At 51.3% G+C, this 23,014-nt stretch carries 21 protein-coding genes and 1 riboswitch; of the genes, 4 read left to right on the plus strand and 17 right to left on the minus strand.

The window, feature by feature from the left end:
• Positions 1-12: 12 nt before the first annotated feature.
• The 6 genes from BUB68_RS02280 to BUB68_RS02305 form a co-directional block, all read right to left on the minus strand.
• Positions 13-1,644 (minus strand): glutamate synthase-related protein, encoded by a 1,632-nt coding sequence (locus tag BUB68_RS02280; protein ID WP_073088190.1) that lies wholly within the window; start codon positions 1,642-1,644, stop codon positions 13-15.
• Positions 1,632-2,738, minus strand: coding sequence for a class II glutamine amidotransferase domain-containing protein (locus BUB68_RS02285; protein ID WP_073088191.1), 1,107 nt, complete (start codon positions 2,736-2,738; stop codon positions 1,632-1,634). The genes BUB68_RS02280 and BUB68_RS02285 overlap by 13 nt, the downstream gene beginning before the upstream one ends.
• 420 nt (positions 2,739-3,158) lie before the next feature.
• The gene (locus BUB68_RS02290) at positions 3,159-4,136 is read right to left on the minus strand and encodes a M23 family metallopeptidase (RefSeq protein WP_073088192.1); all 978 of its coding nucleotides are present in this window, start codon (positions 4,134-4,136) and stop codon (positions 3,159-3,161) included.
• A 29-nt stretch (positions 4,137-4,165) separates the two neighbouring features.
• Entirely contained in the window at positions 4,166-4,675 is a 510-nt protein-coding gene (locus BUB68_RS02295; protein ID WP_073088193.1) for a DUF4446 family protein, read from the minus strand.
• A gap of 18 nt (positions 4,676-4,693) precedes the next feature.
• Entirely contained in the window at positions 4,694-5,638 is a 945-nt protein-coding gene (locus BUB68_RS02300; RefSeq protein ID WP_073088194.1) for a ParB/RepB/Spo0J family partition protein, read from the minus strand.
• Positions 5,631-6,392: a ParA family protein gene (locus BUB68_RS02305; protein ID WP_073088195.1), complete on the minus strand. Its 762-nt coding sequence runs from the start codon at positions 6,390-6,392 to the stop codon at positions 5,631-5,633. The genes BUB68_RS02300 and BUB68_RS02305 overlap by 8 nt, the downstream gene beginning before the upstream one ends.
• 218 nt (positions 6,393-6,610) lie before the next feature.
• On the opposite strand from BUB68_RS02305, the gene BUB68_RS02310 reads away from it, so the two are divergent.
• Both BUB68_RS02310 and BUB68_RS02315 read left to right on the plus strand, forming a co-directional pair.
• Complete coding sequence (locus BUB68_RS02310; RefSeq protein ID WP_073088196.1) at positions 6,611-7,285, plus strand: methionine synthase; 675 nt, start codon at positions 6,611-6,613, stop codon at positions 7,283-7,285.
• 14 nt (positions 7,286-7,299) lie between these two features.
• Complete coding sequence (locus tag BUB68_RS02315; RefSeq protein WP_073088197.1) at positions 7,300-9,681, plus strand: homocysteine S-methyltransferase family protein; 2,382 nt, start codon at positions 7,300-7,302, stop codon at positions 9,679-9,681.
• Positions 9,682-9,791: 110 nt separating this feature from the next.
• Here the strand turns inward: BUB68_RS02315 and pfkA are convergent, their stop codons facing one another.
• Positions 9,792-10,754: a 6-phosphofructokinase gene (gene pfkA, locus BUB68_RS02320; RefSeq protein ID WP_014425939.1), complete on the minus strand. Its 963-nt coding sequence runs from the start codon at positions 10,752-10,754 to the stop codon at positions 9,792-9,794.
• Positions 10,755-11,054: 300 nt separating this feature from the next.
• Positions 11,055-11,131: riboswitch (ZMP/ZTP riboswitch) on the plus strand.
• A 45-nt stretch (positions 11,132-11,176) separates the two neighbouring features.
• Between pfkA and BUB68_RS02325 the strand changes: the two genes are divergently transcribed.
• Positions 11,177-12,346, plus strand: a complete 1,170-nt coding sequence (locus tag BUB68_RS02325) for a phosphoribosylaminoimidazolecarboxamide formyltransferase (protein WP_073088198.1) — start codon at positions 11,177-11,179, stop codon at positions 12,344-12,346.
• Positions 12,347-12,425: 79 nt separating this feature from the next.
• Here BUB68_RS02325 and BUB68_RS02330 read toward each other — a convergent pair whose 3' ends face one another.
• From BUB68_RS02330 to rpmH, 10 genes are all read right to left on the minus strand, one after another.
• Positions 12,426-13,061: a hypothetical protein gene (locus BUB68_RS02330; RefSeq protein ID WP_073088199.1), complete on the minus strand. Its 636-nt coding sequence runs from the start codon at positions 13,059-13,061 to the stop codon at positions 12,426-12,428.
• Between the two features lie 30 nt (positions 13,062-13,091).
• Positions 13,092-13,766 carry a hypothetical protein gene (locus BUB68_RS02335; RefSeq protein ID WP_143188059.1) on the minus strand — a complete coding sequence of 225 codons (675 nt, stop codon included), beginning with the start codon at positions 13,764-13,766 and terminating at the stop codon, positions 13,092-13,094.
• Between the two features lie 830 nt (positions 13,767-14,596).
• Positions 14,597-15,316 carry a 16S rRNA (guanine(527)-N(7))-methyltransferase RsmG gene (gene rsmG / locus BUB68_RS02340; protein WP_073088201.1) on the minus strand — a complete coding sequence of 240 codons (720 nt, stop codon included), beginning with the start codon at positions 15,314-15,316 and terminating at the stop codon, positions 14,597-14,599.
• Positions 15,309-17,219, minus strand: a complete 1,911-nt coding sequence (mnmG, locus tag BUB68_RS02345; RefSeq protein WP_073088202.1) for a tRNA uridine-5-carboxymethylaminomethyl(34) synthesis enzyme MnmG — start codon at positions 17,217-17,219, stop codon at positions 15,309-15,311. Before mnmG ends, rsmG begins: the two co-directional genes overlap by 8 nt.
• A 12-nt stretch (positions 17,220-17,231) precedes the next feature.
• Positions 17,232-18,608 (minus strand): tRNA uridine-5-carboxymethylaminomethyl(34) synthesis GTPase MnmE, encoded by a 1,377-nt coding sequence (gene mnmE / locus BUB68_RS02350; RefSeq protein WP_073088203.1) that lies wholly within the window; start codon positions 18,606-18,608, stop codon positions 17,232-17,234.
• 180 nt (positions 18,609-18,788) lie between these two features.
• Positions 18,789-19,571: an RNA-binding cell elongation regulator Jag/EloR gene (gene jag, locus BUB68_RS02355; protein ID WP_073088204.1), complete on the minus strand. Its 783-nt coding sequence runs from the start codon at positions 19,569-19,571 to the stop codon at positions 18,789-18,791.
• Positions 19,571-20,248, minus strand: coding sequence for a YidC/Oxa1 family membrane protein insertase (locus tag BUB68_RS02360; protein ID WP_073088205.1), 678 nt, complete (start codon positions 20,246-20,248; stop codon positions 19,571-19,573). The genes jag and BUB68_RS02360 overlap by 1 nt, the downstream gene beginning before the upstream one ends.
• 32 nt (positions 20,249-20,280) lie before the next feature.
• The gene (yidD, locus tag BUB68_RS02365) at positions 20,281-20,493 is read right to left on the minus strand and encodes a membrane protein insertion efficiency factor YidD (protein WP_371914843.1); all 213 of its coding nucleotides are present in this window, start codon (positions 20,491-20,493) and stop codon (positions 20,281-20,283) included.
• 17 nt (positions 20,494-20,510) lie between these two features.
• A complete protein-coding gene (gene rnpA / locus BUB68_RS02370; protein WP_073088207.1) occupies positions 20,511-20,861 on the minus strand; it encodes a ribonuclease P protein component in 351 nt (116 codons plus the stop codon).
• Positions 20,862-20,948: 87 nt separating this feature from the next.
• Positions 20,949-21,083, minus strand: coding sequence for a 50S ribosomal protein L34 (gene rpmH, locus BUB68_RS02375; protein WP_014425951.1), 135 nt, complete (start codon positions 21,081-21,083; stop codon positions 20,949-20,951).
• A 453-nt stretch (positions 21,084-21,536) separates the two neighbouring features.
• Between rpmH and dnaA the strand changes: the two genes are divergently transcribed.
• Positions 21,537-22,958, plus strand: a complete 1,422-nt coding sequence (gene dnaA, locus BUB68_RS02380; protein ID WP_073088208.1) for a chromosomal replication initiator protein DnaA — start codon at positions 21,537-21,539, stop codon at positions 22,956-22,958.
• The last annotated feature ends 56 nt before the right edge of the window (positions 22,959-23,014 follow it).

Genomic DNA, 23,014 nt, shown 5'->3' on the forward strand with positions numbered 1-23,014 from the left:
CTATCCCCCTACTTAACATACATACTGAATGCCCAGCTGATCGGCCACGGCCTTGTCCGTGGAAACCAGCGCATCGCTGCGGCCGATAGGCAGCGAGCTGTTGCCGATAGGCGCCATGAGCTTCTTGAGCTCGGAGTCGAAGGCCAGCACATAATCCACGATTTTCTGGGCGCCCTTGTCGATATCCAGACGCTTCACGAGGCGCGGGTCCTGCGTGCAGATACCCATGGGGCACTTGCCTGTGTTACAGGAGTTGCAGCGGCCCTGCTCGTTGCCTACGCAGCCCAGCAGCTGAATGAGGACCTTGCCGACGAATACACCGTTGGCCCCCAGGCACATCAGTTTGAAGGCATCGGCTGCCGCGTTGCCGGTCATGCCGATACCGCCGCCGCCATAGAGAGGAATCTGGCCCTGCAGGCCCTGCTTGACGGCTGCCAGATAGCAGTCGCGAATCTTGGAAACAACCGGATGGCCCGTATGGTCGAGGGAAACCTCGTTAGCCGCACCGGTACCGCCCTGGATGCCATCGAGGAAGAAGCCGCCGCAGATCTTATAGGGGTCACGCAACAGGTTGTTGTATACAGATACGGAAGTGGCGGAAGCCGCGCACTTGATGGCTACCGGCACACGGAAGCCAAAGGCCGCATTCATGGAAAGGTGCATCTTCTGCACGGATTCTTCGATAGAATAGAGCCCCTGATGGTTCGGCGGCGAAGCCAGCGTTGCCTTCGGTACACCGCGGATAGCCTGAACGTGTTCAGCTACCTTGGCACTCGGCAACAGACCGCCATCGCCGGGTTTTGCACCCTGGCCAATCTTGATGAGGATACCAGCCGGGTCCGTGACCATATGGGGCATAGCCTTGATGATACGGTTCCAGCCAAAATGACCAGAGGCAATCTGAATGATGAAATATTTGAGATAATCGGATTCCAAAAGCTTGACCGGCATACCACCTTCACCGGAGCTCATGCGCACAGGCAGACCGCATTTCTCGTTGAGATAGCCGACAGCCAGTGCCACAGCCTCCCAAGCGCGGGTGGACAGAGCACCGATGGACATATCGGAGAAGATCAGCGGATAGATCCAATCCACCGGCGGCGTCTTGGTCTTCTGCACCAGCTTGCCATCCTTGATTTCAAAGGGCAGGTCTTTTGCCGGCAGGACACGGCCGAAAGGTGAACGGATATCGAACGTATGACGGGCAGCATCCAGTGACGGGTCAGTCATCTGGGAGATCCGGCCCACTACGATGCTGTCCAGCGTGCGCTGAGCGTTGAGGTTGGTGCGGCCACCGCGCTTGATAGGACCATTGTCCTTGGCCAGAAGCGTGCGGCGGGAATCCGGATTGCGCACCGGACGGATGGCATTGTTCGGGCAGATTTTCTCACACATGCCGCAGCCACGGCAGAAATCCGTGAGGCTGGCCACCTGCTTGATGACCGGACGGGCTACATGCGTGTGCTTCGGTTCAGGCTGGCTGCCTTCCGAAACCGTCAGGGACTGTTTCTGTACCTCTACCTTGATGGCCTTGAAAGAACATCCTGCCACGCAGCTGCCGCACATGGTACAGCGGTCTGCATGATATTCGATTTTCCACGGCAGGTCATTGACGCCGATTTCCTGTGTTTTTACTGCTTCCATCTCTGTACCTCCAAGTCATTGTCAATGACCACGATTTCGCGTTCGTTCGGATAGATATCCTGGCTCTGGTCACGGTTGGGCATGATCTCATTGATGCCGCAGACTTCCGAAGAAATCGCCACCATGTTCTCATCGCGCCCCACCACTACCGGACGGAGTTTCTTGGAATCGCAGCAAGTGATCATGCGGCAATCCGGCAGCACACCGATAATCGTATTCGGCCCGTTGATTTCCAGATTAGCCAGGGACTGACGAATAGCAATCAGGACATCCTTATCCTCACGCTGTTCACATTCCTCAAACGGCAGCGGCGTGATCACATGCTTATAATAAGTCAGCGGCCATTTAAGTTCATGATGAACATAATGGAGGGTATTCAGGAAGCACTGGGAATCGGATTCAAAGCCGATATAGCCACGGTGCAGAGAGGACTGGAATTCCTTATTCTTTGTATAGAAGGTATTCTCACCATTAGCGCACAGCGTATACCCCTGCAGGAAGAACGGATGGGCCGCATAGCGCACGATGTCATAGTTGGTGTTCTGACGGCACTGAGCCACGATGGACTTGGCCACCAAGCAGCCATTATCATCCCAAAGATGGAAATAAGTAGCGATATCACGAGGATCGCCGATTTCCTTCAAGGTCAGGACATCCGGCCAGAAGGAATAAACAAAACCGGCATTGTTTTCCGTGAGAAGCTTACGCAGAGCCAGACGCGTATCGAGCAAGAGATTCTCCTTCTCTTCCTTAGTCATATGCTCTGCTTCTTCCGGATAATCATAGTTACGGAAGATGTAATATGGCATGGCCTTGATATCGAGGCCCGGCCGTCTATCCGGTACAGGAATCCATTCGGCCAGCGGCACAAAGTTATGGGCATCCATATAGTCCTCCACCAGCTGTGCGCCTCGCTGAGTGCACGCCAGGGAAAGCAAAGGCTTATCTTTATAATTGGAGAAAATGCCATAGAGATCCTGCATAACCATGGCAAAGCCCGAATTATCGTGACCTTCCTGCTGGGGCAGCATCAAATGCAAGGCTTTGGAAGGTTGAATAGGCACCTTGCTCTTAATCGAACCAATTCTGCACATAACTGTCGCTCCTTTGCGAATGTATACAAAATATTATACCTTTGTCTCTACCCGATGTATTTTCGTTACAACGTAATTTATATTATAAGAATGTTGTAAACCTATGTCAATATAGTAAAAGATAAAAAATATGCATTTATACTAGCCATAACCCCTAATAAACAACACTTTTCAGCAGCTATTTATGTATAAATATACCAATATGTGTATTTTTATAAAAAGATATATTTACACTGAGACAGATTCGTTATAGCAATGAACGCAATAAAAAAGCCCTATGCACCCAGATGCATAAGACTTTTAATAATATACTGCTTTTGTTATGTTATGTATTTTTTTACGGTATACAGGAATACATCCGATTTCTTTTCTTCCTATAAATTGACACAAGTATACATAATACTTTACTTCACAATCACATCAAGGAAGATAGGTCGAAGGATTGACAGCCTGTCCATTGATACGGACTTCATAATGCACATGCGGACCGGTTGAGAAACCTGTGCTTCCCATATAGGCGATGACCTGACCACGGCGCACATGTTGTCCGGCAGTCACAGCCACCTGCATGGCATGACCATAACGAGTCATGAGACCATTGCCATGATCGATGTCCACCATATTGCCATAACCGCCATCATTCCAGCCGGCTACCCGTACCACGCCATCCGCAGCAGCCAGGATTGGTGTCCCCATATCATTGGCAATATCAATGCCCGGATGGAAATCAGAACCATTCCAGCGCAGGCCATAAGGAGAGCTGACCACGCCCCGTGCTGGCCAGATAGAAGGCGTCGTGCTGCCCGGCAGAGATACGCCGCCCAGAGGCAGACCCAATTTCTCCTGCCTCTGGCTGAGTTCTTCCTTCAATGCCGTCAGGGATTCCCGGCGCTGTGCTAACCCCGCTTCCACCAAGGCCAGCGTATCACTGACATTCTGTACCGTAGGCGCATTCAACGGACCCCCCTGGCCATTATGCGTGGCCGGATCTACCGCAGCATTATCGCCGCTATTATTGGCATCCTCGGCTTTCTTCTCCTGCATCGGCTGTGCTCCCGACAACCGGCGGATATCTTCTTCCAGTTTCTTGAGCTGGTTCATTTCCTCTTGCAGGCTGTTGGCCTTCTTGGCCAGCTGCAGCAGCTGTTCCTGCTGGATGCTGTTCACCTGGCGCAGATCCTCAATTTCTGCGGCGCCATTACGGTTGACAAAAGTCGAGTAAACCGCATAGCTGAACGCCCCGACAAAGAGCAGGGCGCCCGCCAGCAAGGATACTATGCCGTATTTCAAAAGATTCTTCGGCAGGCGGATGCTTCTCACATCGCCTCCCTGGGGAGGGATAAATTTTATCGTATACTCCTCAGCAGCAGTTTTGCCTGTTTCTTTTTCTGCTGACATCCAGAAGCCTTCCTTTCTAAAAATACACGTTACATGGCCTTGCCCATAGCTTCGCTCAAGGCCTGTTCTTCCTCTTTGGTCATCGGATAAGTGGATTTGCCATCCTCAATGGGCTTGGCATAGCTGCGGGAATCCTCACGCCCAAAGATGCTGGAAAGCACCACACCATTGTTATGCGCATCCAATAAGGCCACAGCATAACTCAGGTCACTGCCCATATCCTCAAAAGCCCGGAAACGCACCATGCCCACACGGGTAACCGCCATGTTCAGCAGCTCATCCATCCGGCGATTTTCCGCATCAATGCGCTGGTTTTCCTCCACTACATGGCGCACTTCGTCAATATGCCCCATGAGCAAGCGTTCCAGGTTATCCCCGTCCACACCGCTCATCATCTTGCGATAGCGCTTTTTCATATAGCTCAGATTCCAAGCCTGCCGGATCATGATGGCAAGCATGATCAACATGATGACAGCCATGATGATCACCATAAAAGGCATATTATCTGCCATAAACTTCATAAAATACTTCATATCCATTGTAACAACCAAAACTCCTTAAACCGTAAACTTCCCCGTCTGCGAGAACTGACGCTGAGCATCTGCCTTCGCCGGCTGCTGTTTGGCCAACAGCGTCCCCATGATACGCTCTAAATCTTCCGGCGAATAAAACTCAATCTCCAGCTTGCTTTTCTTCTTCCCGGTCTGTATCCTTACCTGTGTCCCAAACATCTCCGTCAGCTGATCGACGGCATCCCGGATAAACACATCCTGCTCCGGCTTTTGGCCTTCTGCTTTTTCCTCAGTGGATTCATGCAGCAAAGCGGGATTTTCCAGCAGTTTCTTCACCAGCTGCTCAGACTGCCGGGCCGACAGCTCCTTGCTCTGGATGTAATCCGCAGCTTCCAGCTGCAGCTCCTTGTCTTCCAGTGCCAGCAGCGGCTTTGCCTGCCCCATCGAAAGAGAACCATTCGCCACATAAGCCTGCACCTGCTCCGCAAGATTCAGGAGGCGCAGGAAGTTGGCGATATGGGAACGGCTGCGTCCCACCTTCTTGGATACCGTTTCCTGCGTAAGGCTGAACTCCTTCATCAGCCGGTCATAAGCCTTGGCCTCTTCCATGGCATTGAGATTTTCCCTTTGGATATTCTCAATCAAAGCAATTTGGGCAATCTCTTCATTATTGAATTCACGGACATCCACGGGAACTTCCGTGAGCCCGGCCAACCTGGCTGCCCGCAGGCGACGTTCCCCGGCAATCAGCTCATAGCGGTTGTCCGCCATCTTCCGCACCAGTAAAGGCTGCAGAACACCAAATTCCTTGACGGAATCCTTCAATTCATCCAATGCGCTTTCATCAAACTCCACACGGGGCTGATAGCGGTTTGGCTGAATACTGTCAATGGGCACCCGCGTCTTATCCTTGGCAGGTGCCGCTTCCACCTGTGGTTTCACCAAACCGAAAGCACCTAAGCCTTTGCCCAGACCGCCTTTCTTAGCCACGGGCAATCACCTCTTTCGCCAGCTTCATATAAACTTCCGACCCCTTGGATTTCTTATCATAATAAATGATGGGCTGTCCAAAGGAAGGCGCTTCACTGAGCCGCACATTGCGGGGAATCATGGTATTGTATACGATGGTCTCGAAACTGTTCCGCACCTCAGCCACTACCTGTTCAGCGAGTTTCGTACGGGAATCGTACATGGTCATGACCACGCCTTCCAGATTCAGCGACGCATTCAGATTGCTGCGCACTAATTCAATCGTACGCATCAGCTGGGCCACACCTTCCAGCGCATAGAATTCACACTGGATGGGTACCAACACAGAATCTGCTGCCGTCAGGGAATTCAGCGTGAGCAGGCCCAGCGACGGCGGGCAATCGATGATGATGTAATCATAATCATCCCGCACAGCATCCAGCGCCTTCTTGAGTCTCGTTTCCCGGGAGATAGCCGCCACCAGCTCAACCTCAGCACCAGCCAGATCGATATTAGCGGGCAGGATATCCACCTTGAATTCCGTCTTCTGGATCACTTCGCTGACCGGCACGCTATCAATCAGCACCTGATAGATGGTCTTGCCCTGCAGGGTTGATTTATCCACCCCATAACCGCTGCTGGCATTGCCCTGCGGGTCACAATCTACCAACAGAACTTTCTTTTTCTTGGCGCCCAGACAAGCTGCCAAGTTTACCGACGTGGTTGTCTTGCCCACGCCGCCCTTTTGATTGGCAACTGCGATAATCTTTGCCAAAATGTTTCACCGCTTTCTTACTTATCAAGTGAAATATGTTACAGTAATGCTTGTAAAAATCCCTTAGAATAAGTATAATTGTTACATTGTAAAGTTTATTTCAGACAGATGTCATTTTCGTCTCATCCAAAACAAGCATACCTATATAATAATATGAAATGACAAAAAATGCCATTGTTTCACGTGAAACAAGCAAAAAAATTTTAGGCGGTGATGAAATGCCCATTTACAATACCCCCCTGCTGGCTATCGATGCAAAGGAAACCCGCCGCTATGCGGGATTGCAGAAGGCACAGGATTTTGCCGAGGAAAAGATCCTCGCCGCCTGTCAGGATGCCAGATTATTGGCTGCACCACGCACGGTCTGGGAAATCTATGATTATGATTGCCAGACGCAGATCATCAAAGCTGACCCGCCCTGCCGGATCCAAGGCGAAAAAATCGGCCAGCATCTAGCGGGCTGTGAAAAAGTGATCCTACTTGCCGCAACGGTGGGTGACGATATCGAGGAAGATGTGACCCGTCGTTTCAATGCAGGTGAATACAGCAGCGCTGTGCTCCTGGATGCCGCTGCGACAGCCGCCGTAGAACAGGTAGCCGACGGACTGGAAAAGACGTTGGCACCGAAGATGGCCGCGCAAGGATTCGGCATGAAATGGCGCTTCAGCCCCGGCTATGGCGATTGGCCACTGGAACAACAGCCGGAACTCATCCGCCTATCCAGCGCGGCCAGCATCGGTGTAGGCCTTTCCTCCTCCATGATGCTGATGCCCCGCAAAAGCGTAACCGCCATTATCGGCCTGTACCGCAAACAGGAAAACCAGGAAGAAAAGCACACCCCCAATGGCTGCGCCGCCTGCAGCCAACTGAACTGCCCGTCCCGAAAGAGATAACAGGAGATGAATGTATGAGCAGAATCGAAATTTTTGATGGTGCTATGGGCACCATGTTACAGGCTGGCGGTCTCCAGCCCGGCGCCTGTCCGGAACTGATGAATGTGGAGAATCCGGAAGTTGTAAAGAATATCCACAGAGCCTATATTGAGGCAGGTGCCACCATCATCGAAACGAATACCTTCGGTGCCAGTGCCCTGAAACTGGAACATTACGGCCTGACCGAACGCATGGCAGAACTCAACCGAGCCGCCGTCACCATCGCCAAAGAAGCAGCGCAGGGCCGTGCAAAAGTGGCAGGCTCCATGGGGCCCACTGGCCGTTTCATCGAACCGCTGGGCGACCTATCCTTTGACGAAGCCTACGAAAACTTCTTTGGCCAGGCCAAAGCCCTTGCCGAAGCCGGTGCCGATTTCCTGATCATCGAAACCTGCATCGACCTGCAGGAAATGCGTGCCGCCCTGCTCGCGGCAAAAGCCGCCTGCGATATCCCCGTGATCTGCCAGCTTTCCTACAGTGAAGATGGCCGCACCGTAACCGGTACAGACCCGCAGTCGGCCGCCATCCTGCTCGATGCCATGGGCGCTGACATCATCGGTGTCAACTGCTCCCTTGGCCCGGAAGAACTCGTGCCCATCGTCAAGACACTGGCGGAAAACTGCACCTGCCCCATCAGCGTCCTGCCCAATGCCGGTATGCCCTACCTCAAGGACGGTCAGACCGTCTTTCCCATGGGCCCGGAAGACTTCGGCAAATGGGGCGTGAAACTCCTGGCTGCCGGTGCCTCCTATCTGGGCGGCTGCTGCGGTACCACGCCGGAACATATCCGCGAGCTGGCAAAAGCCTTGCAGGATATGCCCCTGCCGGAACGCAGACTGCCGGCGAAAAGACTCTGGCTGACTAGCCGCAGCAAGTCCGTCTGCATTGACCACAGCCTGCCCACCCGCCTGATTGGTGAGCGCATCAACCCCACAGGCCGCAAGAAACTGGCCGCAGAAATCCGTGACGGTTCCCTGCTCGGTGTCAAGAAAGAGGCCGTCAATCAGGTCAAGGCTGGCGCGCACCTGCTGGATGTGAATATGGGCGTGGGCGGCATCGACCAGGCCGCCGCCATGAAGCGCGCAATCACAGAAATCGCCCAGCTCACCGACGCTCCGCTGGTCATTGATACCAGTGATGCCAAGGCTTTAGAAGCAGGTCTCAAAGCCTATCCCGGACGTGCTCTCATCAACTCGGTCAGCTACGAGCCGGAACGCATTGCCGAATTTCTGCCCTTAGCGAAAAAATACGGCGCCGCCATCCTCTGCCTGCCCATAACCCCCGACGGTGTGCCCAAAACCGCAGAAGAGCGCATCGAAGTCATGCACAAGATCATTGCTGCCGCCAAAGATCAGGGGCTGGATGATGGCGATTTCCTGCTGGATGCTTTGGTCATGACCATATCCGCGGACAAGGGCGCCTGCTATGAAGTATTGATCACCCTGCAGATGTATCGGGAACGCTTCGGCTATCCCACCACCATGGGCCTGTCCAACATCTCCTTCGGCCTGCCCAACCGCCCGCTTATCAACAGCACCTTCTTTGCCATGTGTCTGGCTGCAGGATTGGACGCCCCCATCATGAATCCCTATGATGAGTCCATGCAGAAAGCCCTGATGGCCAGTGCAGCACTTTTAGGCGATGATCCGAACGGCCTTGCCTACAGCAAGAATGAAGCCAATCTGGCTGTGCCCAAAGCTGCCGCCACGGCAAAAGTCACGGAGCTTTCCCCGCTGGAAGCCATCAAGCAGGCCGTGATTGAAGGGGAAAAAGATGAGATTCCCGCCTTGGTGGAAAATGCCCTCAACGCAGGGATTGAAGCCAATACGATAACCGAACAGTCCCTGACCGCCGCCATGACGGATATCGGGGTGGATTTCGGCGCGGGCCGCATGTTCCTGCCACAGGTATTGCTGTCTGCGGAAACCATGCGCGCCGCATTCAACAAGATCAAGGAGCTGACCCCCGCCAATGCTGCGGCTCCGGATCAGGGTACTGTGGTGATTGCCACCGTCAAAGGTGACGTACACGATCTGGGCAAGAATATCACCGGTGCCTTGCTCGCCAACAGCGGGTTCAAGCTGATCGACCTCGGCAAAGATGTGGACAGCACGGAAATCGTCAGAGCCGCTATCGAGAACAATGCCGATATCGTCGGCCTCTGCGCCCTGATGACCACCACCATGGTGCAGATTGACAAAGTCATCGCCGACCTCAAAGAAGCCGGCTGCAATGCCAAAGTCATGGTGGGCGGCGCCGCCGTCACCCAGGATTATGCCGACAGCGCCGGTGCTGATGCCTATGCCCCAGATGGTGTCAAGGCCGTAGAACTGGCCAAGGAATTGGTACAAAAATAATAGATACGCACTAAAAAGAGGCTGTGAAAAAGTCCTAAAAGCTACCCCCCTAAAAGGGGCGGCATAAGACTTTCTTCACAGCCTCTGTTTATATTTGCTTCAAGATTTTATCAGAACAACACTTTGGCCAGATGCAGGTATTCCGGATCAAGCTGCTTCTTGTTGTTTACGGAGTCATGCAGGTCGATGGATACTACACGGCCCTTGCTGAAGCCGAAGACCACATCAGACAGGCCGGAGATAAGAGCCAGAGCGGCCTGCTCGCCCAGCTGGCTGGCACGCACGCGGTCGATGACCGTCGGGGAACCGCCACGCTGGATATGACCCAGAACCGTTACACGGGTATCGAGTTCCGTCTTCTTGGCAATGAAATCACCGATTTCCTGAGCATTGCCAGCACCTTCAGCTACTACTACGAGGATATAACGCTTGCCTTCGGCATAAGCATTCTTCATATCATCACAGAGTTTATCGAGATCGAAGGGTTCTTCCGGTACGAGGATGTACTCAGCACCGCCGGAAATGCCGGAAACCAGTGCCAGCCAGCCCGAGCTGCGGCCCATTACTTCCATAACGATAACGCGGCGATGGGCAGAAGCCGTATCACGGAGCTTATTGATGGCATCGATGATGGTGTTGGCAGCCGTGTCGCAGCCGATAGTGTAATCAGAACCCCAAACGTCATTGTCGATGGTGCCCGGCAGACCTACGATGGGAATACCCGTTTCCTGAGACAACAGAGAAGCACCGCGCAGGGAACCGTCACCGCCGATGACGCAAAGGCCCTGAATGCCGCGGTCAACCAGATGCTGATAACCCAGCATACGGCCTTCCGGCGTCTTCCAGCGCTTGCAGCGTGCCGTACCAAGGAACGTACCACCACGCTGGATGATGTCACCCACGTCTTTGGACTTCATCTCAAACATGTTCTCTTCCAACAGACCATGATAGCCGTCGCGGATACCCCAAACCTTTACCCCTTCATAGAGCGCCGTGCGCACAACGGCACGAGCTGCTGCGTTCATTCCGGGGCTGTCGCCGCCGCTGGTCATGACTGCAATACTTTTAAGCATAATCGAAGTTCCCCCTTGAAATTATAAGCAATCTGAGGTCAATTTGCTGACCGCAGGAAAAAACAAAACTCACTAATCCCTATCATATCATAAAAAGAAGAAATCTAACAGAAATTTTTTCATCACCTTACAAAGTTGGAGCGTTGCTTCCCCCCATTGTACGTCAGGGAGAGGGGGCATTATTCAAAGATACTACAAACTCGGCAGAAGGGGACTGTTTTTTGTATCCCCGCGCCCTGACGACACTATCTTTAAAATGTCCTTGACAAGCAGACGCGTTTCATGTTAAATTCGTTGTAGTTGATGCTGTGCGACTGACGGAAGTGGATAACCACAGGGAGCACAGGGAAGAAAAGCCGACCGTCTGGGTGAAAGCCTGGATTTGTGTCGGCTTTTTTCGTATAGGAAAAGGAGAATTTGCAATGACGGAAATGGAACTGAAATATGGCTGCAACCCCAATCAGAAACCGGCCAAGGTTTTCTGCGAGCAAGGACTGCCCTTCACGGTACTCAATGGCAAGCCGGGTTATATCAACCTGCTGGATGCCCTCAACAGCTGGCAGCTGGTACGCGAACTCAAAGAAGCTACGGGCCTGCCCGCAGCCGCTTCCTTCAAACATGTCAGCCCTGCTGGTGCTGCGGTAGCCGTCCCCCTTTCCGAAACTTTGCAGAAAGCATATTTTGTCGAAGGCGTAGAGCTCAGCCCCATCGCTACGGCTTATATCCGTGCCCGCGGCGCTGACCGTATGTCTTCTTACGGTGATTTCGTAGCCTTGTCTGACGAATGCGATGCCCAGACGGCCAGCTTCCTGAAGCGCGAGGTTTCCGATGGCATCATTGCGCCCTCCTACTCCGCTGAGGCTCTGGAAATCCTCAAATCCAAACGCAAGGGCACTTACCTTGTCATTCAGATGGATACGAATTACCAGCCGGAGCCACTGGAAACGAAACAGGTATTCGGCGTGACTTTCGAGCAGCAGCGCAATGATATCAAACTCACCGAAGAATGCCTCAAAGAAATCCCGACCGCTAACAAAGAACTGCCGGAAAACGCAAAACGCGATCTTTTGATTTCCCTGATTACCTTGAAATACACCCAGTCCAACTCCGTCTGCTACGCAAAAGATGGTCAGGCCATCGGCATCGGTGCTGGCCAGCAGTCCCGTGTACATTGCACGCGCCTTGCCGGCAATAAGGCCGATATCTGGTATCTGCGCCAGTGCCCCAAGGTCATGAACCTGCCCTTCAAAGAAGAAGTGCGCCGCCCGGATCGCGATAATGCCATTGATGTCTATGTCGGCGAAGAAAGTGAAGACCTGCTGACGGATGGCAATTGGGAACATCTCTTCACAGAAAAGCCCGCTCCGCTCACGCGCGAGGAAAAGAAGGAATGGCTTGCTACCCAGACTGGTGTAGCCCTCGGCTCCGACGCCTTCTTCCCGTTTGGCGACAATATTGAGCGTGCCCGCAAGAGCGGCGTGAGCTACATCGCCCAGGCAGGCGGCTCCATCCGCGATGATAATGTCATTGCCACCTGCGACAAATACAACATAACTATGGCGATGACCCATATCCGCCTGTTCCATCACTAATCCCGTTCCCCCGTTCTTACATACACACATCGCAAAAGCCGCCGGCATCGCCGGCGGCTTTTGCTTGTATAGCTTCATGTCAATACGATATACGGAAGACATCTTCCATTGCATCATGGAAAGTTTTATGTTTAGGCCAAAAACTACTATTTTTCTTTACTTCCTTCAAGACACCGTGGTAAATCTCATCCTCCAAAGAACCAGAAACAAGATTTTCCCAATTTCGCACGCTGTATTCCCTTTCCCGAATAGCATTATTAGGGCGACCTGTCACTTCCAGTTCACTTAAAAACTGTACCTGCTGTTTTTTCGGACGCAAGTAATAATGCTCCATGAAATACTTTTGTGGGTAACTATATTCCTCATCATTGACTTTCGCCAAACGAATCCATACATCGAGAATTTCCTCGTTTTCCGAATAAGGAATATTTATCCATCTAGCACTTTGCTTGTCCAGATAATAGTCATAGCCATTGTCATTCATCAGAAAAACATATCGTTCTTTCTCATCAGCACTTTTATTATCTTTTTTAGATTTGTTTTTGCCTCTGGGAGAGTCTTTGGGTCTTGCAAACCAATCATCAGCCGGCCCCAGATCAGATTGTATCTCGTCTTCATTAGCATTGGCATTCGACTGTTCTGCTTGAACTGAAACAGGTAGCAATAAAACCAAGGCCAGCAAGCAAAAACTTGCCATAAATATCCACTTTTTCATGCTTCCCCCTCCATGCTCCATGATAAACAATTAGCTGTCCACAGTGATATCATCCATGAACTCCTGCATAATTTCGTTCACAGAATTATCATATATTCGACCATTATAATGTCCATTATGTGTTTTTCCTTTAGCTGTTAAATCATTACGATACAAATACTTCCCTTTCTTGACATCCACAAATCTAGCACGTACCCATATATTTTGCTCACTGGTATGCGTCGTAAAGAATGGTAAAAAGCCTCGTTGATACTTGACTTGATGTCCTAATGACATGGTTATCACAAAAACATAATCATAGGACAAACTACGTCCTGCATTGACATAATCTTCCAAGCGCATATCAGACAAACCACGTGGTCTGTTTCCTACTGGCATACCATCAATATCATTTTGTTGATGACTGATAGCATTATCCCCTGATTTTTCAGATACACCATTTTCATTCCAATTATATGACCTGGATTTATTTACTGAGCTTATTCCTTTTCTGCTATCATAGCGTTCCTCCTCACTCTGGGTAAGCAAAAATGTATTTACATCAATACCTTTCATAACAGCAAATTTTTCCATAGGAAATTTTTCCCGCATTTGCTTATATATCTGATTTTTTATTCGATTTTCAACAATCATTCCCTCATCACCATTGATTACCAAAGCTATTCTAGGACGATTGTCAAGACGTTCAGCTGTACCACGATCCAACCATGGATAATAACCCCACGTCGTTTGGCAGGATCTTCTACTCGTTGTTCTCGCATTTCCCGTGGTGCTATACCGACAGAAGCTTTAGCTTCTGCTATTTCTCCACACAACGAAACAGAGTAACCAGATATCAGAGTTTGCCCCCCCCGCAAATACACATACCCACTACCAATGTAATTAACAGTTTCTTCTTCACCATCTTGCTTGCCCCCTTACAACTTCCCTTTTGTATAACAGCAATGCTCACATCTTTTTCCTGTACCCTTCATTATAGCGCAAATTTTCGCAAAAGTCCATTTTTATATCAAAAAGCTTGCCACACGTCTTATTTCTGCATTATAATAAGCCCGTCAGGGTTTCATTCCCAACGGGCGAACTTTCAGCTGGTACTGATCAGCGTTGATATAAGCTTGGCTAGTCACGGACATTATACCTCGCTTCCTGCCACACTTTTACAGCTTCGAGCCAGTAAGGTCGAGGAAGGCAGGTGAATGTTTCTTGGCTGTTTGCGTATATATGGGGCTTTTCCTTCTGTGCATCTGCCTCGGTATCTTGCTTTTGGCATGTGCCGACTATGTGCATCGGGCTAAAGCGCCAAAGAACCTTCGCTGTGGTTTACATGTCGTGCTCTCTAAATGGGGTAGTCTAAGCTGCGGCATATCCGGTGAAGTAAATCCCCATAACGCAAAAGACCATCCTTTTGTTGGCAGCAAGGACGGTCATGCGGATAAATAGTTTTGTGCTTTTTTTCTAAATGACTAACGTGTGGCGACTATCAATGTAGTTCGCTCTTTTTCTATGCTTAATTATCGCAAATTTAAATCTTTCCGTCAAGGCAAAATCGGATTTTTCGTTGGTGTTCCTGCTTTACGCGGGTATGCCTTAGGCGTGGGCATGGTCTTCGTGATGGTGATGACCGCTCGCGTATCGTCGATTTCTGGCAGTTTCACCGGACGGATCTCCGTCTTGCTGCCACCCATTACCTTGATGGCTTTGGCCGCTTCGGTGGCTTCATCGTTATACTGCATGCCTTTCAGGGCGATGAAATGACCACCTTTTTTGACAAAGGGCAGACAGTATTCGCAGAGGATAGGAAGTCTCGCCACAGCTCGGGATACCGCGATATCGAAGGATTCGCGGTATCTTTTATTACGGGCGCCCTCCTCAGCCCGGGCATGGACACATTCCACATCTTCAAGCCCCAGTTCCTCCACCACCGTCTGCAGGAACTTTATGCGCTTATTCAGGGAATCCATCAAGGTGAGCTTGATTTCCGGGCAGAAAATCTTCAGCGGCAGACCAGGAAAACCTGCCCCTGTCCCTACATCAATGACTGTTGTTCTTTCTTGGAACAACGCTTCATCATAAGCCGTGATGCTGTCAATCATATGCTTGATGGCAACTTCTTTCGGCTCGGTTATCGCGGTCAGATTGATCTTTTCATTCCACTCCACAAGCAGTTCAAAGTAGCGGTTGAACTGCTCCATTTTCTGATCACTAAGCTCGATGCCGTATTCGCTTGCCGCCCGCTGTAATTCTTCCTTAAACATTCGCTTTCTCCTCACTTGCCTTGATGCGCTGCTGCTGTTCCAGCCAGACCAGCAATACGGATATATCTGCCGGGGACACACCGCTGATACGGCTGGCCTGCCCTACGGAACGAGGACGGATGGCCTTGAGTTTTTCACGGCCCTCATCACGCAGGCTGGGGACTTCATCATAATCGAGAGTTTCCGGCAGAAGTTTTTCCTCCAGTTTTTCCATGCGCTCCACCTGTTCCAGCTGTTTCTTGATATAGCCTTCATAAGTGATGGTGATCTCCACCTGCTGTTTGACTTCCTTGGTAAGTTCCGGCAGGTCAAACAGCGAGGCCAGCTTATCATAGTCCACATCGGGACGGCGCAGCAAATCGTAGAAACTCGTAGCATTGCGCACCGGCTCGATACCTGCCGCCACCAGCGTCTCCGTGATTTCCTTGGTGGGATTGATGCTGTTCTCACTCAGATAGGCCAACGCTTCCGTGATAGCGGTCTGCTTTTCTGTATAACGTGCCCAGCGGTCATCCTTTACTAACCCCACGCGGCGTCCCAGCGGGGTCAAACGCTGATCGGCATTATCCTGGCGCAGGAGCAGGCGGTATTCCGCGCGGCTGGTCATGATACGGTAAGGTTCATTCGTGCCTTTTGTCACCAAATCATCAATCAGCACACCGATATAGGCTTCACTGCGTTTCAGCACCAGCGGTTCTTCACCTTTTATCAGCATGGCAGCATTGATGCCGGCAATAATGCCCTGAGCTGCCGCTTCCTCATAGCCGGATGTGCCGTTAGCCTGACCAGCGGAGAAAAAGCCATGAATCTGTTTGAATTCCAGCGTCGGCTTGAGCTGGGTCGGGTCGATGCAATCGTATTCGATGGCGTAACCGGCTCGCATAACCTTGGCATGTTCGAGGCCGGGAATCGTGCGCAGGAATTCCAGCTGCACATCCATAGGCATGGAGGTAGACATGCCCTGCACATAGACCTCATTGGTATGACGGCCTTCCGGTTCCAAAAACAGCTGATGGCGTTCCTTGTCCGGGAAGCGCAGGATTTTCGTTTCGATAGACGGGCAGTAACGAGGGCCGATACCCTCGATAATGCCATTGGCCATAGGAGCACGCTCCATATTATCCCGCAGGATCTTATGGGTTTCCTCGTTGGTATAGGTCAGATAGCAGGGAATCTGTTCCCGGGTGACTTCATCACTCATAAAGGAGAAATTGCGGCATTCCTCATCACCGGGCTGGATTTCCATCTTATCGTAATCCAGGGTGCGGGCATCCACCCGGGCAGGCGTGCCGGTCTTGAAGCGCATGAGTTTCACGCCTGCTTCAGCCAATGAATCGGAGAACTTCATGGCCGCCCGCTGTCCTGCAGGACCTCCGGTATAGGTATGCTCACCGATGATGATGCGCCCCTTGAGATAAGTCCCGGTAGCCATAATAACAGCCTTTGCTTTATAGATTTCGCCAGTTTCCGATTGAACGCCAGTCACATGGCCATCCTCCACCAGCAGTTTATCGATCAGGAGCTGCTTGACATCCAGATTTTCCGTATTCTCGCAGGTTTCCTTCATCGTGAACTGATAGAGCTTCTTGTCGGCCTGAGCACGCAGGGCATGGACAGCCGGGCCCTTGCCGGTATTGAGCATGCGGAACTGGATGCAGGTCTTATCGGCATTGACGCCCATCTCACCACCCAAAGCATCGAGTTCCCGCACCAGATGGCCTTTGGCAGGGCCGCCCACAGACGGATTGCAGGGCATCAGGGCAATATTGTCCATCGAGAGGGTGGTCAGCAGCGTATCACACCCAATACGGGCTGCCGCCAGCGCCGCTTCTACGCCGGCATGGCCTGCCCCGACCACGATCACATCATATTCACCGGCAACAAATACATTCTTTGAATCCATTATCCTTACCCCTTATTTACCAATACAGAACTTGGAGAAAATCTCGTCAATGATATCTTCACCTACGGTATCGCCTGTGATCTCACCCAGCGTTTCCCAGGCGGAACGCAGGTCGATGGAGATGAAGTCCAGCCCCATTCCCGCGTCAATGGTGGTCAGCGCCGCCGCCAGATGTTTATCCGCATTGCGCAGGAGATTGACCTGCCGCTCATCGCTGACAAAGGAACCTTCATCCGCCAGGACGGCACCGCCATAGACCTTCGCCTTGATGGCGTCCGTCAGCTTATCCATGCCGCTGTAATCTTTGGTGGATATTTCAATGACTGGCACAGCAGCTTGGGCAGACAGTTCCTCAGCGGTCACCACCGCAGCCAGATCGCTCTTATTCAGCAATACGATTGCTTCCTGGCCAGCCAGCAGGGAAAGGATCTCCTCATCTTCATGGTCAAGCGGGCGGGAACCATCAAATAAAGCCAGCACCAATGCCGCCTGATTGATCATCTGACGGGATTTTTCCACACCGATCCTCTCGACCACATCTTCTGTGGCCCGGATGCCAGCAGTATCGATGATCCGCAGTGGAACGCCGCCCACATTGGCATATTCCTCGATGGAATCACGCGTCGTACCAGGTATATCGGTGACGATAGCCCTTTCTTCCTGCAGCAGGGCATTGAGCAGGCTCGACTTGCCCACGTTTGGCTTGCCGACGATAGCAGTCATCAAACCCTCTCGCAAAATCCGGCCTGTACCAGCGGTTTGCAGGAGTTTGGCTATATGCTTGCGGACATCAACCACTTTTTCACGTACCGTTTCTGTCACCACATCATCGACTTCATCTTCGGGAAAATCAATAGCTGCTTCCAGATGTGCGATCTGCCCCAGGATTTCATGACGCCAAGCCTTTATCTGCTGCGAAAACTGCCCTGTCAGATGTCCAGTCGCCATCTTGAGGGAACGGTCTGTCTTTGCCGTAATGATATCCATGACCGCCTGTGCCTGTGACAGGTCAAGACGGCCATTCAGGAAAGCCCGTTTCGTGAACTCACCGCCTTCTGCCGGTCTTGCCCCATGCTCATAGGTCAGGGCCAGCGTCTTGCGCAGAGACATCACACCGCCATGACATTGCAGTTCCACCACATCTTCCCTGGTATAGGAATGCGGTGCCTTCATGATCAGCGCGATCGCCTCATCAACCGTCCTGCCCTCTACATCTACAATCCTGCCATACACAGCCCGATGGCTTTCATAATCCATAAGCTTCCTGCCGCTGACCGGCTGGAATAATCGATCGGCAATATCCACAGCCTTATCTCCGCTCAGCCGGATGATGCCAATGCCGCCTTCTCCCTGGGCCGTAGCAATGGCACTGATGGTATCTCCTTGCATAATCTTCACCTACTCATAATACACAAGCTGCGCCCTTTAAACCTAAGCGGCTCTGTATCTGGCCCTGAAGGGACGCCCCCGGCTTCGCAGAGCGTCGCAGCCTGACCCGCAAAGATCTAATAGTAAAAGGGCAGCCTCAATAATGAGACAGCCCTTTCACAGCTCTCTTGACTAAATTCATCAATCTTCGTTATAACGCTCCTGCGCCTCATTGTCGCGGCGGCGGTTGCGGCGGCGGGGAACGATGACCACATAGCGGCGCGGCTCATCCCCTGCACTATAGGTACTGACGCGGCGATTATCCTGCAAAGCCATATGGATGATCTTGCGTTCATGACGGTTCATGGGTTCGAGATGAACCTCTTCCCCGATACGGCAAGCCTTTTCAGCCAGATGACCAGCCAGGCGCATCAGCGTTTCCTCACGGCGGGCACGGTAGCCCTCAATATCGATGATGATACGGACGCGTCCTTCCGCTACACCGCGGTTGGCAGTGAGATTCACAAGATATTGCAGGGAATCCAGCGTCTGCCCATGCTTGCCGATCAGGATGCCCAGATTATCACCCTCAAGGTTGAAAACCACGCCATCTTCAGCCTCGCTCTGCTGCCAGGTCACTTCGATATTCATGGCTGCAAAGACTTCCCGCAGGAATTTTTCAGCCCGTGCCAACTGTTCCGCTGCAGACAGCGAACCTGCCGCAACTTCAGTTTCCTGTACGGCTGCCGGTTCCACTTTTTCCACCGGAACTTCCTCTGGCAGTTCAGTATTTACAGGCGCAGCAGCCGATTCTTTCTTTGTAACTCTGATTTTGGCATCTTTGCCAAAGAACCCCAAAAAGCCCTTGGACGGAGCTTCGAGCACTTCGTAATCCACATCTGCTTCTTCGCAGCCAAGCTGCTGCAGGGCAGACTTCAATGCATCTGCTACGGTCTTTCCCGTGGCTTCTACAACGCTTGCCATCAGGCAGCCTCCTTTTTCGGAGCGGTATCTTCACCGCGATACATCCACCACTGCTGGATAATCTGCACCACGTTCATAGTCACCCAGTAAAGTACCAGGCCGGAGGGGAAATTGATGCTGATCCAACCGATAAACAGCGGCATGATGAACATCATCATCTTCATCTGCGGATTATTGGAATCCGTCGTCGTCATCTTCTGCTGCAGGAAAGTCGTCAATGCCGAGAGCACGGGCAGCACATAGAGAGGATCTGCCTCGGACATGCTGCTCATCCAGAGGAAATATGCCGATTCCGGCGTCGGATAGCTGAAGTTATACAGGGAATAATACATGCCCATGAGAATCGGCATCTGAATCAGCAGCGGCAGGCAGCCAGCCAGCGGATTCACACCAGCATCCTTGTAAAGGGCACCGATCTTTTGCTGCATCATCTGCGGGTTATCCTTGTATTTTTCCTGAATCTTCTTCAGTTTCGGGGACAGTTCCTGCATGGCCTTCATGGACTTGACCTGCTTCACCGTCAGCGGATAGAGGGCCATCTTCACGATAATCGTCAAAAGAATGATTGCCCAGCCATAACTAACGAAACCAGCAGCACTGGTTATGGCATAGAGTGTCTCCAGCACAAAGCGCAAGAGGGTTTCAATGGGAGAAAAAAGCGTACTAAAGAATTCCAATCCATCACGTCCTAATCTAAAACATAAAGTATCTACGGTACAGGGTCATAACCACCTTCATGGAAAGGATGGCAGCGCAGGATGCGCTTTACAGCCAGCCAGCCGCCCCGGCGAACCCCGTATTTTTCGATGGCCTGCCGGGCATATTCCGAACAAGTCGGAAAATAACGGCAAGTCGGCGGCTTCAACGGGGAAATAACGTGTTGATAGCCCCAGATGAGCAGGAGCAAGAATCGTTTCACCATGACCGCCCTCATCACCATCAATCTTTCTTGAAGATGCCGGCTTTTTTCCCCAGAGAAAGGAAAGCCTTCTCCACCACCTGGCATTTCACATCCAGCATAGCCTGACGGCCTACCAGCAGCAAGGCAATCCCGGGACGCAATTCCTGCTGATGCAGGCGATAACTCTCCCGCAGGAGCCGCTTCACCCGGTTGCGCTTGACCGCACAGCCCAATTTTTTCCCGGCGGCGAAACCGACACGGCCCGCCAGATCCTCCGATTCAAAGACATAGAGGACAAAATACCGGTTGGCCAGAGACCTGCCCTTGCGGTAAACCCGCTGGAAATCGTTACGGCGCTTGAGCATCCGCCGTCTAGGCAATTCAAACATACTTAAATTCACCAAAATCTATCTGAACATATAAATGGAACTAATCAAAGAAAAAGGTCACTACATAAAGTGACCTTGCTCTACAATTTATGCCGAAAGCTTCTTTCTGCCGCGCTGGCGTCTTCTCTTCAAAACGAGACGGCCGCCTTTCGTCTTCATGCGCTCACGGAAGCCATGGGTCTTCTTTCTCCAGTGGTTGTTCGGCTGAAAAGTCATTTTCATTCGGTATACACCTCCTTAACCTGTTTTTCTTCTGATTTTCTATTTCGTATAGAAGCAAGGCATCAGAAATTCGAATCATTGTCCCGGACGAGGGGCTCCCTCGCACTAGGAATCACTGTAAATTATAGCCTAAGGCATGGGCAGTGTCAATATAATATCCACGCTTTTTTACAGGTATCCTGTGGATAATTTCGCAAATAATCCCGCTATCCACAGAAAAACTGTTGATAACTCACCATTATTTTGGTAAGATATTGTTGATAATTTTGCGGATAACTTCACAGGTACTGATTTTCGGGAGGATTTGACTCCCGCATTTTTATCTCATTTTCCCGCCTCACTCCTTGTGGAAACCTTCAGTTATCCACACCTGTGGATAAAAATGTGGATAAACTTATACACCTGTGGACAAATTTTCCTACATACTTTATATGCAGAAAGGAATTTTCTAAGATGGAGCACACTCAGCTGCAGGCTGTCTGGGCACAGATTCTGGATAATATGAAAGACCAGCTGGCCCCGTCAGCCTTTAATTGGCTAAATCCAGTAAAGCCTATCTCCCTGACAGACGATACTCTGGAACTCGGTACACAGACGGAAATGGCAAAGGAATGGATTGCCGGACACTATCAGACATTTATTGAAGATGCCGTCAAGGCTGTACTGGGATCATCCCGGATCATAAATTTCACGGTTTTGGAGGAAACAGCTCCAGCCGAGGAAGAACCTGTTTCGATCCGCCGCCCGTCGAAAGGCGAGAATCCCAATCAGGGCATGCTTTTCAGCGACACGCCAGGAGAAAAACATGCCGATAGCGTTGCAGATGCTCACATCGTAGCACCTGGTGATACCTCCTCCCTGAATCCCAAATATACCTTCGATACTTTTGTCACGGGCAAATCAAACAATTTCGCCCATGCGGCAGCTATGGCTGTTGCGGATAAGCCCGGACAGACTTACAATCCCTTTTTCATGTATGGCGGCGTGGGTTTGGGCAAAACCCATCTGATGCATGCCATAGGCAACCGTGTCCTGAAAAACCATCCCGAAATGCGGGTGCTCTATGTATCCAGCGAACAGTTCACGAATGAGATCATCCAGGCCATCCAGCAGGGCACTTCGGATAAATTCCGCCAGAAATATCGCAACATCGATGTTCTCCTCATCGACGATATCCAGTTTATTTCCGGCAAAACCAGTACCCAGGAAGAATTCTTCCATACCTTCAACACCCTGTATGATGCGCAAAAACAGGTAATACTGTCCTCCGACCGTCCGCCCAGAGAAGTGGAACGGCTGGAAGAGCGCCTGCGTTCCCGTTTTGAATGGGGATTGACGACGGATATCCAGGCTCCGGATCTGGAAACCCGCATCGCTATCTTGAAAAACAAGGCCCAAAGCGACCACTTCAATGTGCCTGATGATGTCATGGTCTATATTGCCAGCCGCATCGACAGCAATATCCGTGAGCTCGAGGGTGCTTTGACCCGAGTGGTTGCTTATGCATCTCTGACCAAACGGGCTGTGAATACGGAACTGGTGGCCGAAGCGCTGAAGGATATTTTCCCCAATGGCAAGGCCAAAGAAGTCACGATGGATGTGATCCAGGAAATCGTGGCCTCCTATTTCAAGATCAAGATTGAAGACCTGCATTCCAAGAAACGCACCCGTACGATAGCTTATCCACGGCAGATTGCGATGTATTTATGCCGGGAATTGACGGAAACTTCCTTACCCCAGATTGGCCAGTTTTTCGGTGGCCGTGACCATACCACGGTTCTCCATGCCTACGATAAGATCAACCAGGATAAGGAAAGTGACAATCGTCTCAGCGGCATTCTGAATGAACTGATAGACCGTATCCAAAAGATCTGAATTATCCACGCCCTCGTTATTCACAATGAGGGCGTGGATAACTTTGTGGAAATGAA

The sequence above is a fragment of the Pseudoselenomonas ruminantium genome, from assembly GCF_900142515.1.
GTDB classification, from domain to species: domain Bacteria; phylum Bacillota; class Negativicutes; order Selenomonadales; family Selenomonadaceae; genus Selenomonas_A; species Selenomonas_A ruminantium_D.